This is a genomic window from Pseudomonas sp. B21-015, from assembly GCF_024749285.1.
GTDB lineage: Bacteria > Pseudomonadota > Gammaproteobacteria > Pseudomonadales > Pseudomonadaceae > Aquipseudomonas.
The window spans coordinates 1,402,877-1,416,447 of sequence record NZ_CP087196.1 but is presented as its reverse complement, the minus strand read 5'-3'; the positions used below and the strand labels follow the sequence as shown (position 1 = coordinate 1,416,447).

General features: G+C 59.9%; 7 protein-coding genes. 5 read left to right on the top strand and 2 right to left on the bottom strand.

Annotated features, from left to right (window positions below):
• The first annotated feature begins 32 nt into the window (after positions 1-32).
• The 3 genes from LOY38_RS06470 to LOY38_RS06460 are packed head-to-tail and all read left to right on the top strand — an operon-like array spanning position 33 to position 3,597.
• Positions 33-1,934, top strand: coding sequence for a sensor histidine kinase (locus LOY38_RS06470; RefSeq protein WP_258699301.1), 1,902 nt, complete (start codon positions 33-35; stop codon positions 1,932-1,934).
• Complete coding sequence (locus LOY38_RS06465; protein ID WP_258699300.1) at positions 1,931-3,259, top strand: sigma-54 dependent transcriptional regulator; 1,329 nt, start codon at positions 1,931-1,933, stop codon at positions 3,257-3,259. Before LOY38_RS06470 ends, LOY38_RS06465 begins: the two co-directional genes overlap by 4 nt.
• 8 nt (positions 3,260-3,267) lie before the next feature.
• Positions 3,268-3,597: a GlpM family protein gene (locus LOY38_RS06460; RefSeq protein WP_258700675.1), complete on the top strand. Its 330-nt coding sequence runs from the start codon at positions 3,268-3,270 to the stop codon at positions 3,595-3,597.
• Between the two features lie 154 nt (positions 3,598-3,751).
• Here LOY38_RS06460 and LOY38_RS06455 read toward each other — a convergent pair whose 3' ends face one another.
• Positions 3,752-4,417, bottom strand: coding sequence for a DsbA family oxidoreductase (locus LOY38_RS06455; RefSeq protein ID WP_258699299.1), 666 nt, complete (start codon positions 4,415-4,417; stop codon positions 3,752-3,754).
• 112 nt (positions 4,418-4,529) lie between these two features.
• Positions 4,530-5,564 (bottom strand): alpha/beta fold hydrolase, encoded by a 1,035-nt coding sequence (locus LOY38_RS06450; RefSeq protein ID WP_258700674.1) that lies wholly within the window; start codon positions 5,562-5,564, stop codon positions 4,530-4,532.
• Positions 5,565-5,837: 273 nt separating this feature from the next.
• Between LOY38_RS06450 and LOY38_RS06445 the strand changes: the two genes are divergently transcribed.
• Together LOY38_RS06445 and LOY38_RS06440 are read left to right on the top strand one after the other, a co-directional pair.
• Positions 5,838-7,862 carry a hypothetical protein gene (locus tag LOY38_RS06445; RefSeq protein ID WP_258699298.1) on the top strand — a complete coding sequence of 675 codons (2,025 nt, stop codon included), beginning with the start codon at positions 5,838-5,840 and terminating at the stop codon, positions 7,860-7,862.
• A 79-nt stretch (positions 7,863-7,941) separates the two neighbouring features.
• Positions 7,942-13,521: a dermonecrotic toxin domain-containing protein gene (locus tag LOY38_RS06440; protein ID WP_258699297.1), complete on the top strand. Its 5,580-nt coding sequence runs from the start codon at positions 7,942-7,944 to the stop codon at positions 13,519-13,521.
• Positions 13,522-13,571: the final 50 nt, after the last annotated feature.

Here is a 13,571-nt window from a genome sequence, read left to right as displayed (position 1 = left end):
ATTTGTGTTGTGGTTGACCCAAGGCATCTGTGATGAAATGCGACTCCACTCTCTATCGCGCCGCGCCGCCATCACTCGCCGTGAAACCCCGTTTGATTCGCCATCTGTTCCTGCCGCCGCTGATCATCGCGCTGATGATCGGATTGGGTTATATCGGCTTCTGGGTCAGTGAACACTACGGTATTCGCGGTCTCAGCGAGAACGGCCAGCGTCAGCTGGAACTGCACGCCCGCGCCGTCGAGAGCGAAATCAGCAAGTACACCTACCTGCCCAGCCTGCTGGAACTCGAATCGAGTGTTTCCAAGCTGTTGGCCGCCCCGTCGCCGGAACACCGGCAGACGGTCAACGAATACCTTGAAGGTCTGAACCGGCGCAGCCGCAGTCGGGCCATTTATGTGATGGACACCACCGGTCGTGTACTGGCCACCAGCAACTGGCGCGATGTCGACAGTTATCTCGGTGAAGACCTGTCCTTCCGCGCCTATTTCCAGAACGCCGTACGCGGTCAGCCGGGGCGTTTCTACGGCATCGGCAGCACCAGCGGCGAACCCGGCTATTACCTGGCTCACGGCCTGGAAGAGCACGGCAAGATCATCGGCGTCGCGGTGGTCAAGGTGCGCCTCGAAGCCATGGAAGAACGCTGGCAACGGGCGCGCCTGGAAGCCTTCGTCAGCGACGAGAACGGCATCATCATTCTCTCCAGCGATCCGGCGCGGCGGCTCAAGTCGGTGCTGCCGTTGAGCGACGACACCAAGGAACGCCTGGCCCGCAGCCTCCAGTACTACTGGTACCCGCTGAACGAACTGCAACCGCTGGCGCGTGAGCGACTGGCCGAAGGTGAGGAAAAACTGACCTTTCCCGCCAACAGCGAACTGGTGTCCGATGAAGAGAACATCAGCTACCTGTCGCAAACCCGACCGCTGAGCGATACGCCATGGAACTTCACCCTGCTCACGCCCCTGCAAGACCTGCGGCGTGAAGCGATCAATCAGGGAATTCTGGTGGCGGTGGCGTTTGCCCTGGTGGCGTTTCTGCTGATCGCCTGGAACGAGCGGCGCAAGGTGATCGCCACCCGCCTCGCGGCGCGGGAAGCCCTGCAGGAAGCCAACAATCAACTGGAGCGTCGGATTACCGAACGCACCACCGACCTGCGCGCCAGCAACGAACGGCTCAAGGGTCAGATTCGTGAACGCAGGCAGGCAGAAGAAACCTTGCGCCGCGCCCAGGATGAACTGGTCCAGGCCGGAAAACTGGCCGCCATCGGCCAGATGTCCACCAGCATCGCTCACGAATTGAACCAGCCGCTGGCGGCATTGCGGACCTTGTCCGGCAACACCGTGCGCTTTCTGGAGCGCGGTCAGCTGGATGTCGCCAGCACCAACCTCAAGACCATCAATGAGCTGATCGACCGCATGGGCCGGATCACCGCCAGCCTGCGTTCCTTCGCCCGGCGCGGCGACGACAAGGGCCAGGCCAGCCTCGGCAAAGCCGTGGACGCCGCCCTGCAACTGCTGGGCAGTCGAATGGAAAGCGCGCATCTGCAATTGCAACGCGATTTCGCCGACGTGCAGGTGCAGATCGACCAGACCCGTCTGGAGCAGATTCTGGTCAACCTGATCGGCAATGCGCTCGACGCCATGCAATCGCAGCCCCAACCAGCGCTGTGGCTTGAAGGCGAGGAATTCGACGGCAAGTATCGTCTGCGGGTGCGCGACAACGGCCATGGCATCGATGCCGAAGCGCGCAAGCATCTGTTCGAACCGTTCTTCACCACCAAGCCCGGTGAACAGGGCCTGGGCCTCGGCCTGACCCTTTCAGCGAGCCTGGCCGCCGCCACCGGCGGGCATCTGGGTGTCGAACACCCGGCCAGCGGTGGTACCACCTTCGTCCTCAGTTTACCGTTGGTAAGCCCCACACCCGCCGAGCCAATATGAACAACGACCTTAGTGTGCTGATCGTCGAAGACGACCCCCATGTGCTGCTCGGCTGCCAACAGGCGCTGACCCTGGAAGACATTCCCTGCATCGGCGTCGGCAGTGCCGAAGAAGCGCTGGAACGGGTCGGCGATAACTTCGCCGGCATCGTCATCAGCGACATCCGCCTGCCGGGCATCGATGGCCTGGAACTGCTGACCCGGCTCAAGGCCCGCGATCGCAGCCTGCCGGTGGTGCTGATTACCGGCCACGGCGACATCTCGATGGCCGTCGGCGCGATGCAGAAAGGCGCCTACGACTTCATGGAGAAACCCTTCTCCCCCGAACGCCTGGTGGACGTCGCCCGCCGCGCGCTAGAGCAACGTAGCCTGGCCCGGGAAGTCTCTTCGTTGCGCCGGCAACTGGCGGAGCGGGATTCCCTGGAAGGCCGGATCATCGGTCGCTCGCCCGCCATGCAGAACCTGCGGGAGTTGATCGCCAACGTCGCCGATACGTCGGCCAACGTGTTGATCGAAGGCGAGACCGGCACCGGCAAGGAACTGGTTGCACGCTGCCTGCACGACTTCAGCCGCCGGCACACCAAACAGTTCGTCGCGCTGAACTGCGGTGGCCTGCCGGAGAACCTGTTCGAAAGCGAAATCTTCGGCCACGAGGCCAACGCCTTCACCGGTGCCGGCAAGCGGCGGATCGGCAAGATCGAGCACGCCGATGGCGGCACGCTGTTCCTCGACGAAGTGGAAAGCATGCCGCTGCCGTTGCAGATCAAACTGCTGCGGGTGTTGCAGGAACGCACTCTCGAACGCCTGGGGTCGAACCAGAGCGTGGCGGTGGATTGCCGGGTAATCGCCGCGACCAAGTCCGATCTGGATGAATCGAGCAAGGCCGGCGAATTTCGCAGCGACTTGTATTACCGCCTGAACGTGGTGACTCTGGAACTGCCGCCGCTGCGCGAACGCCGCGAAGACATCCTGCAACTGTTCGAACACTTCCTGCAGCAGTCGTCCCTGCGCTTCGACCGCACCGCGCCGGAATTGGACAACCAGACCCTGTCGACCCTGATGAGCCACGATTGGCCGGGCAACGTCCGCGAGCTGCGTAACGTCGCCGAGCGTTTCGCCCTGGGCCTGCCGGCCTTCAAAAAATCCGGTGCCAGCGGCAGTAATCAGGGTCTGGCCTTCGCCGAAGCGGTGGAAGCCTTCGAACGCAACCTGCTCAACGACGCCTTGCAGCGCAGCGGCGGCAACCTGACCCAGGCCAGCCAGGAACTGGGGATGGCCAAGACCACGCTGTTCGACAAAGTGAAGAAATACGGGCTGAGCCACTGATGGACCTGATTCTCAAAGCAACCCTGGGCGCGGTGGTGGTGATCATCCTCGCCATGCTGGCCAAGACCAAAAACTATTACATCGCAGGCCTGGTGCCGCTGTTTCCGACCTTTGCGCTGATCGCTCACTACATCGTCGGCAAGGGCCGTTCGCTGGATGATCTGAAGACCACCATCGTGTTTGGCATGTGGTCGATCATTCCGTACTTCGTGTATCTGGCGACCTTGTATGTGATGGTCGACCGGCTGCGCCTGGAGGCGTCGCTGGCGGTCGCGGCGGTGGCGTGGTTGATGGCGGCGACGGTGCTGGTCAGCGTGTGGGTTCGCGTCCACGGTTGACCATCGTCCCTGAGGCTGCCCCCATCCTTTGTGGCGAGGGAGCTTGCTCCCGCTCGGCTGCGCAGCAGCCGCAAAACCGGTGTGCCTGACGGAAACAGTTCGTTGTTATTGGGCTGCTGCGCAGCCCAGCGGGAGCAAGCTCCCTCGCCACAAATCAGCTCACCGTACCGCCCTTCGCTTCACTCACGATCTGCCGAATCGCGCCGACAAACGCCTCCACCGGCTGTCCGCCACTGACGGCATACTGCCCGTTGAACACCACTGTCGGCACTGAACTCACACCGCGCGATAACCATAACTGCTCTTCCTCGCGAACCTCTTTGGCGAACTCATCGGACGCCAGAATCGCCTCGGCCCGCTGCCGAACCAGCCCCACGCTTTCAGCGATCTGCGCCAATTGTGCGTGATCCGACGGATTGCCACCCTCCGTGAAATACGCTTTGAACAGCGCCTCTTTCAGGTTGAACTGCAACCCTTCCAGCCCCGCCCAGTACAGCAAGCGATGGGCATCGAAGGTGTTGTAGATACGGCTATTGCCGTCCGTGCGAAAGGCAAACCCGACCTCGGCGCCGCGCGCGCGGATCATCTCGCGATTTTTCTGCGACTGCTCAGGCGTCGAGCCGTACTTTTCGCTGATGTGTTCGGTGATGTTCTGCCCTTCCGGGCCCATCTTCGGGTTCAGCTCGAACGGCTGGAAACGGATCTCGGCCTGCACCTCGTCGCCCAGCAAATCCAGGGCTTGAGTCAGACCGTACAGGCCGACGACGCACCAAGGGCAGGATACATCGCTGACGAAATCGATTTTCAGGGGGGTACTCATTCACACACCTCGCAAGCCTGGATCGCGCCGGAAAGCTCGAACGATACACCAGGTGAGAGCACGCAGCAGATCCCTTGTGGGAGCAAGCCTGCTCCCACACTGGATTGAGGTGTTATAGAAGATTATGTTCAGCCACCGGATCAATCTGCGCCCAATGTGAGGTGTCTTCGCGGTGGGCCTGCAAGTACGGCAACACCGCCGCCAGCAACGGTGCCTTGAATGCCTCCTGAAAACGATGGGCCAGCCCCGGAATCAGCTTCAATTGGCTGCCACGAATATGCGCCGCCAGGTGCACGCCATGCATCACCGGCAACAGCGGATCGGCGGTGCCGTGAACCACCAACGTCGGCACGCGCAATTGGTTGAGCAGCGCCACGCGGCTCGGTTCGGCAAGGATTGCCATGATCTGGCGCTTCACGCCCTCGGGGTTGAACGCCCGGTCATAGGACTGCGCCGCCTGATGCAGCAGCGCCTGCCGGTCATCGCTCACCGCCGGGCTGCCCAGTGCCGCCAGCAAATCAGCCTGTTGCTCAAGCGCCACTTCACGATTCGGCGCACCGCGTCGCGACAGTAACTGCACCAGCGCCGCACTCGGCGCCGGCAAGCCTTCGGCCCCCGAACTGGTCATCAACAACGTCAAGCTCTCGACACGCTGCGGCGCCATGGCTGCCAGATGCTGGGCGATCATCCCGCCCATGCTGGCACCCAGCACGTGAAATTGCTCGACGTGCAAGGCGTCCATCAGCCCCAGTGCATCGTCGGCCATGTCCGTCAGCGTATAAGGCGCGGCCACCGGCAAACCGAGCTTGTAACGCAGCACTTCAAAGGTCAGGTTGGCCTCGGCCGGCGTCTGGCGCCAAGTGGACAGGCCGACATCGCGATTGTCGTAGCGAATCACCCGAAAACCTTGCTGACACAGCGCCACCACCACCTCGTCCGGCCAGTGAATCAACTGCCCGCCCAGCCCCATCACCAGCAACAACGCCGGGTCCGAGGCACGGCCAATACTCTGGTACGCCAGGCTCACCTGATCCAGATCGACCCGCTCGGTCGGAACATTGACATCGCAGCGCGAAGCCGCCAGGGACGACAGGCTGAACAATAAAGCGGCCAGAAAAGTGGCCGCCGATAAAAACAAGGCTCGCATGAAAAACACCGAAACGCAGAACTCCAGTAGAGCGCGAGTCTGATGAAGTTTGTTCAAGCGCGCTGCCACAGTTACGTGACAGTTTGATGAAGATTGCCGAGCGGTCGGTGCCGGGCACAACGGATGGATCAGCTACGCCATCCGTCTGAAAGGAGCGCTGAGCTGTTAGTTCTGACAGTAGAAAGATTCCGTTGGCCGGTATCCAATCAGGTCATCCGCACGCCATTCCGCAGCTGAGTACGGCGCTATCCATCCATTAGTTGAGCCCTGGGCATGACCAACCTTTCTGAAAACAGTAACGCCGCGACCCAAGTACTGGTGTTCTCCACCGATGCAGACCCCTTGCGCGTACTGGCGGACGTCCCGCCGTTCATTCCGGGGTACAAATCTCTAGCCAACAACGTCGTTGGCGTGAACCGCAACATGGTGAACAGCGACCGACGCGGTTTGTTGGGCTATATCTTCCCGTATTTCAACATGGACAGTACCGACGAAATCCGGCTGTATCTCGGGTCACGCCCGACGCCTGTCGGGGAACTCTTTTTCGTCGGGCAGTACGTCAACCAACTGGTGCCTTTCTATATTCCGACCGACCTCCTCGAACAGATGTATGCCTCGCCGGCGCCCATGCCCGATGCGCTGTCGCTGTATTTCAGCGTTAAACGTCCTAGCGAAAACGAGAAAAACTCGCCTTCCTTGCCCCTGTTGTACAAACCTTTCGGGCCGGGCGAAGCGGATACCCGACTCGACCTGCCAAACAATCAGGGACTGGCCCTGCCGATCCCCTCGGAAACAGTCATCGACAAAACCGTGATCGAAAACGGTATGTTCGTCACCGTGCCTCGATACGAGTACCAGGCAATCGACGACGTGGTTTATCTGGCGGTAGGGCCACGCGAACTGCGAATGGTAGTCACCGCTCTAGGTGATCTGCTGTTTGAATTGACGCCCGACTTCCTGGCCACGCTGCCCAATACCGACAGGGTGGCACTTGCCTACGAAATCTGGGACATCGTGGAGAATGGCAGCGGCTGGTCGTCAGCCGTTTTCCTCGCGCTGAAACCGACGGAACAATTACTGATAGCCCCCGTGATAGATCAGGCGGAGCCAGGCAATCCTGACAACCTCAAACACCACGCATTGAACGGCGAGACGGCAACGGTATTGCTAAACGAACAGTTCACGGCCGGTGACGTAGTAGTGCTCACGATTGTACTGTCAACCGCCGTCGGTGACCGAGTCGAGCGCGTCATCCCGCTGAACGTGAGGAGCAACACCCGGTCACTGCGAATCGATCTGGAAAATGAGTTCATTCAAAACGGTATCCGCGGCGGCATGACCCTTGGCTATACCCGACAAAGGGCCAGGGACACCCGTCATTCCAGATCCTACACCGTCACCATCAGCGGCCTCGTCCTGCCCGCCCCGGCCCCGACCATCGACGAGCAAAAGGGCGAGGAACTGCCCGCCGACACCACGCTGGCACATGTGCGAATCCCCACTTACCGGCCGTTGGTCAACGGTGCAACGGTGGAGTTGTACTGGCAGGTCACCGGCACCGATGGCGTTGCCCATCTCTACATTTTCCGCCAAGTCATCATCGATGCCACACAGCCCGTTATCTTCACCGTGAAGAGCGACTACATCGACCGGTACGGGAGCAGCCCGCTGACAGTGCTCTACAAGATCGAAAACCCCGGCAAGGCCGTGGTGCAGTCCGAGCCATTGCAGATCACGATTGGCGAAACAGTGGGATGGACAGATTTGCATGACACGTTCCAGAGTAACTATGGGGGCTGGATACCGTGGAACGCTGCAAGAGGCGGTTCGATCCGCAACTGGGCCGGGGTTACTGCTTTTTTCAACTTCACCGATTCAGGCCCGGTCGACCAAGCCGCGGGGGCTATTTTTTACCGCGACGTAGAGTTTCCACCAGGTCAGTACGTTTGCAGCATCGAAGCCTGTCATATCAAGGAATACCCCAACCCAGGACTACGCAACCCTCTGCTTTCCGTTGAAGACAGTGCGGGCTCGGCGTTTTTGGTTCATGAATTACCTAAAAATGGTGTGTGGTACACCCTCTCGATCCGACTCACCATCACCCAAAAACAAACCCGGCGTCTTTACCTGAATAACCGTCAGAACATCAGCAATGGCAATGATTTCGGTATTCGAAACGTGAGGATCACCAGGATTGAAAATGGTGGAGCCATGAGTAATGTCCCAACAGCGTCGCAAGCGCCTCAGTACAACGGTGTCATTTCCAAGCTTGTGCTGCCCGATGCCATAACTATGTAACGCCACCGCCCCCGGCAATTTTCCTTAAATGGCTCGCGAATGGAGTGGATCCACCGCTCCCCAACCGAGCCAAGTTGCCATGATCGATAGACTTCTTCCCGACCTCCCCTACCCGGCGCCGGTCGTAATACCGCCCTCATTCCCCCTACCGGACAACCCTGATGAAAGCCTGCTTCTGCATGCCTCGGCACGCTGGCGCGAGAGCAACCAAGGCATACGCGAGCTGTTTGCCGCGACGCCGGGCGTGCGAGACACCCTGGACCAACTGCTGAAACAGAAGCTGGATCTGGACGGGCAACAAGCCGGCTTGCTCTTCTTCGCCACGGATGAGCACCCGGAACGTTTTGTCAGCTTCACCGATGCCTGCGCCTTCGTCCTGCAACACCCGACGTTGGAGACGACACTTGATCAGCGCTGTCGAGTGACCGGCCTGAACCCGCCCCATTCCCTGTCGGCCCTGACACCGCTGCAAATGCTCGAACGGCTCAAGACCCTCAACCCGGAACAGGCGCACAGCGATCGCTGGCGAGCCTTTTGGGATCAGCGTGCCCCCGGCACGCCGGTATCGCGACGTGAACGGGCAGTGCAGCTTTACCGTGACCATATCGAGGCAGCCGCTCAGGTGGCATTTGCCCGGCGAACCGTGACGGCTGAACAACTCAAACCACTGCTGTTGATCATTGATCCGCCCCTCGAGGCCCTGAGTCTGAACAACCAGCCCATCCACACCGAGGAACTGGCCCTGGTGTTGAGCAACGACCGTAAAGTCAAACTCCCAGGCGCGTGGGTCATCAGCGCGGGAGATCCGGCAAGCGTCAGCCAATTGCTGTACCTACCCTGCCGGCCCACCGCAATCCAGGCCTTCAATCAACGCAGCGACATGCAAGATTGGCTGTCTCGACAAACACTCGTCTCGATGGGATTGCCCATCGATAACATCCGCTTTGAATACACCGCCAGAACCGATCCACTGGTCGTGGGCATCAGCGATCTGTTTTCTGCTCGGCAGCAGGCGCAGATCACCGCTTTACGCAATGGAACTCGCGATAAACCCGGGCTGGCGGAGCATGGCGCTCAATCCCTCGTCCAGGCCAACCAGATTGATCGACAGCGCAGCAACGGAGTCGTTTTCGCCTCACCACCCATGCTTGAGAAACGGATCTCAACCGCCGATGGAGATACCGAGGCAGATGAACAACCCTTATTCGGCAGCCTGTATGCCGATATCCCCTGGCCCCAGCGTCAAGCTGCGCTGAACACACAGCGCGACGCACTCGAAACATGGTTGGAGGACGACAGCCAAACCGACCGCCAGCGAAATTTCAAAGACTCACTCAAGGCCCTGGAGACAGCTGAACAAGCCGCTGACACGGCCGCCTCCGCCCTGCTTTACCGGACGCGAACCCTGGACCTGACGACCTTCAACCGCGAATTCAGCGCACTCTACCAGGCACACAAGGACGGCCTGCAAGCCGAGGCCAGGCTTCAATTGGCTCTGAACCAGCTCGACAGCGATGAGTTCAACCTGCTCAAGGCTGTGCTGGACACACCCGCCGCGGCCGATCGCGATGCGGCCATCGTCGCAGCCAGCCTCTCGTTGTCGATGACCGAGCAAAATGGCGCCACGACCACCGTCCAGACCGAAGCGCTCAACGGTCCGTTTGTCATCACACGACCGGCCACGCTGCTGGACCCAAGCTCATCACATAGCCTTCTGCTCTATTGGCCAGGCAGCGGTGGAGGTTTGCAACGGTTCGCCAGCCGTCGGGAGCTGGAGCGCCAGGTGTTCAAGATTCAGGACCAGGACAAAATCCTGGCGTTGCAACTGAAAAAAATCGATACCGACCCTCTGCATTACAGCCTGAACGAACAGACCACTGACTACGAAGAAAAGGCAGGCCTCATACGTCAGCGCGCACAGCATGCCGACGAACTGGAAACCCTGCGCAAACAAACCCTCGCCGCCTTGCAGGTTCCGGTGCACGCGGCCAGAAGCCTGGTCTTCTCACATCTGCTGGAGCAAGACCGCAGCGCCACGCTGGCCTCCAGCCTGCCCGACTGGCTCAGCACATTGCCTGCAGACGACCGCGTAGGGCTCAAGGCTCTGATCGAAACATTCATCCCATCGATGCGCCGCAGCCACGAATTCCTGGCAATCGCGCTGGAACCACGGGACGACTTCACCCGGAAACACTTGCACGCCCGTTTGCGCAAAGACTTCTCAATCGAGGGCAGTTTCGAGGTGAAGCTCGATTTACCCGATTCGGTGAAATTGGAAAAACGAGCCGATCCAGCTCCCGGATATTCGGGCACCAGGATCGTACCGGTGCCCAGTGTCACGCGCAGCAAAATGTCACTCGAAGAACTGGCCCAGCTTAATATCGACAACACCCCGTCGATGCAACTGGAACCCCTTTCACTACGATTGGGTTTCATGAAAGTCGAGGTCAGCACGGCAGATGAAACCGAGCGCCAGCGCCTGACGGCTGGCATCACCGTTCCCTACTTGAAAAAACTCCTGCCGGAACTGGATCTGCCCAAGGCCTACGAAAAACTCATCCGCGACACCTTCATGGGGGCGGCCGACGAGCCTGTTTTCGTGAAGGATCATCGCCGTGAATGCCTGATCGAGCCCTGGCGGGTGATGCTCAAGTTGCAGGGTGAATTCGCGCGCCTGCAAAGGCAGATCAGCCACGACGACTTGCAAGTCCTGGACATTGCCATCGACGCCAATACCCCTGAAGCCTGGCGCGCCGATCGCAAGCGCATCGTAATCCTGCCGGCCTACCTGAGCGCGGGGGGCAGCGACACGTCCAATCAAGGCCCCGCCACCTTATCCGGCGTGACCTTCATTCAAGAACAGATCAGCGGCATGACCCTGCTGTATCTGCCCGACAGCCCCGATAACCAGTTCCTGCGCCGTTACGACAGCCTGGAAGCCGCGCGCAAGGCCCTGTTCAACCTGTGCGTGCAAGACAAGTGGGTCAGCTATCTGGCCGGCCGGGCTTTGGAGGGCAGCGTACGAGCCCATGAAAGCCGCATCAATCAGGCCGTGCTCCAACACTTCGATGCCATGATCGGTGTCGGCGTACGCTGGCCGGCGACCACATCGTTGGCCGCGCACCTGCTCGATGCCCATATGGGACGCCTGATCGAAGCCCATCGCGGCACGTCTCGCTCCAACGATGCGTTGTACATGGAGCGGTATGCCCTGAAAGGCCCGCGCGCGTTCAACTACCTGAAAATGGCCCTGGGGCTGCTGCCCTTTGTCGGTACCGCCTTCGCCCTCTACGATGCCTGGACTGCCGCGAATCAGGCGGTGGCGGCCTTTTTACGCGGTGACGTGGGTGACGGTCTGGCGGAGATCGAATCGGTGTTGTTGTCATTGATCGACGCGGCCATGGACCTGCTCCCCGGTGAGGCGGCATTCTCGGTGATGTCCAAGGGCGCTCGATCACTGACGCGTGTTCGCCAGCTTCGTGCGCTGGCCAGAAGTGTGTCAGCGCTGCAGGCGCCCTCCATGCGTCAGGCCCGGCACGTGGTCGCACGCTTCGCCGGTTACGAGTATGAACAACCGATTTCCCTGTCCGGGCTGCAACCAGCCACCCATGGCATTTACCGCAATATCTACCGCCATGCCGACGGTGACTTTATTGTCCGCCAGGGGCGCATTTTTCAGGTCGAACGAAGCAACGACTCACGCAACTGGCGTTTACGCGGTACCCGCCAAGTTACCTATAAACAGCCCATTGCCCTGGATGAAGCGGGTCATTGGGACACCTGGTTCGGCGTCCACGGGACGACCTTCGAAGGCGGCGGTCTTGGTGGTGGGCAGGTATTCGGGCACTTGGCCGATGCGCTCAACCCGATCTGGCCGCAAACCTTTCGCCAACGGTTGCCGCGCTGGTGGGCCGATCAGGCTTTTCGCCGTCATCATCAGTTGGCCGAAGCGGCCGATGACCTTGCTCGGCAACTCGAGACCCGGGGCGTGAAGAGCGATAGCGTGATCAACCAATACGGCGCCGCCACGGCTGAGAATCGCCCGGCGCTGATGCCTGCTGCCGAAGCCGCATGTGTCGGCGATATCGAATTGGCAGCCCGGCGTTACCAGACACTGGTTGATTTGCAGCCACTGACCCGTGGCAACAAACAACGTGCATTGATCGAGATGCAAAGCAAGACAGCCTGGCTGTTGACTGACCGGTACAGGCGCCGCGCACTTCACGCTTCACATAGTATCGCCCCCTTGACGAAACGGATTGACGACCTGACCCAGGAACTGGACAACTTGCCGAGCAATACGCTCACCCAACGTGTGAGCATACTGGAAGAAATCCGCACATTGCGTGTGGAGTACGTGCGCAAACTGGATCAGATGGAAGCGCTCAAGGGCGATGTCAATCTATGGTATGAACGCATTCGCATGAGATCGGACAAGGAACAAATGACGGCCCTTGTCGACGAGCTGAACACCAAACACAGTGAAGCCAATTTGCTTTATCTGAGAACCAGCCAACGGCTGGAAATCATCAAACGCTATGGCCGCACCAGCGATGTGTCCTGGTACTACCTGTTAGGACAGGCACAGGATCTTCGCGCCAAAGTCGATCGAGCCTTGTACACGCAATACAAGCTGCCAGAAGTCAGCGCGACCCGGGCACAACGCAATCAGGTCCTCCAGGACTGCCTCACGCTGTACACGCAATTTCGTCGCGAGATGAAAATCTGGACCACCAGCTACCCGCAACACTTCCACTTGGATGAAGTTGAACCGCTGATGACCGGGATCGAAAAGATAGCCGAACGGGCCCGTAAAGGCATTATCGAACAGCCTGCCCCAACGGCACCTGCAGGGCAGGTCAGACAGAGAGTTTTCACCACCGAAGACGATCAATTGCTGATCGGGGTTGAGCGCTGGGAACCGACGACCCAGAGGCACCAATACGTCTCGACCGGCCGCGGGGGATACGAGGAAATCTGGGAGCAAGCCAGCAACGGCAAATTCCGCCTTTTGAACCCGCCAGACACGCAACCGGCGCCAGCGCCGGCTCAAATGAATCTCCCAGCGTTAGTGGCCGATGCGCGAATGCGCCTGGATGCCCAACCGACCTACCACGCCAGGGTTCAATCCTATGCCGAGCAGGACATGCTTCCGGTCGACCTGGAACACATGATGGTCAGCGAAGCCGACGAACTGACCCGCCGCGCCGATCGCATCCAGAACATGGCTGCGCAAGACCCCATCATTCAACAACTGCGCGACAAGGCCGGCGCACTCAAAACGACCGGACGAGCGATGCGTACCCGGCAGTCACTGACCAGCAGAAAACCCACGGATGGAATGCTCCAGGATCTGATCGACCAGAACGCGGTGGAGATCCGTAGAACCAAACCGATCAAAAACCTCGGCAAACGCAAGGACGGCCGCACCGACTATATGCAGGAATACGAAATCTGGGACCTGACGCTAACACCGGAGGAATTGCTGTGGTACGCCCACTTTCACTACTCCAGCGCAAAACCGGCAGTACGGCAATTCGAGAAAGCCCACTTGAAGCTGCCTGAGCACCGGTTTCTGACCCACGCTGACGATACCACCCTGCCCTACGCCGATATCGGCAAACGTTCGGCGGTACTTGCTCACTTCGAAAACCTCTGACGCCCGGCAATCCATGTGGGAGCGGGCTTGCTCGCGAAGGCGGTGGGCCA

What these genes read in the sequence shown, in the direction of transcription:
- LOY38_RS06470 (WP_258699301.1), top strand. Translation starts at nt 33, where the DNA reads ATGAAATGCGACTCCACTCTCTATCGCGCCGCGCCGCCATCACTCGCC.
- LOY38_RS06465 (WP_258699300.1), top strand. Translation starts at nt 1,931, where the DNA reads ATGAACAACGACCTTAGTGTGCTGATCGTCGAAGACGACCCCCATGTG.
- LOY38_RS06455 (WP_258699299.1), bottom strand. Translation starts at nt 4,417, where the DNA reads ATGAGTACCCCCCTGAAAATCGATTTCGTCAGCGATGTATCCTGCCCT.
- LOY38_RS06450 (WP_258700674.1), bottom strand. Translation starts at nt 5,564, where the DNA reads ATGCGAGCCTTGTTTTTATCGGCGGCCACTTTTCTGGCCGCTTTATTG.
- LOY38_RS06445 (WP_258699298.1), top strand. Translation starts at nt 5,838, where the DNA reads ATGACCAACCTTTCTGAAAACAGTAACGCCGCGACCCAAGTACTGGTG.
- LOY38_RS06440 (WP_258699297.1), top strand. Translation starts at nt 7,942, where the DNA reads ATGATCGATAGACTTCTTCCCGACCTCCCCTACCCGGCGCCGGTCGTA.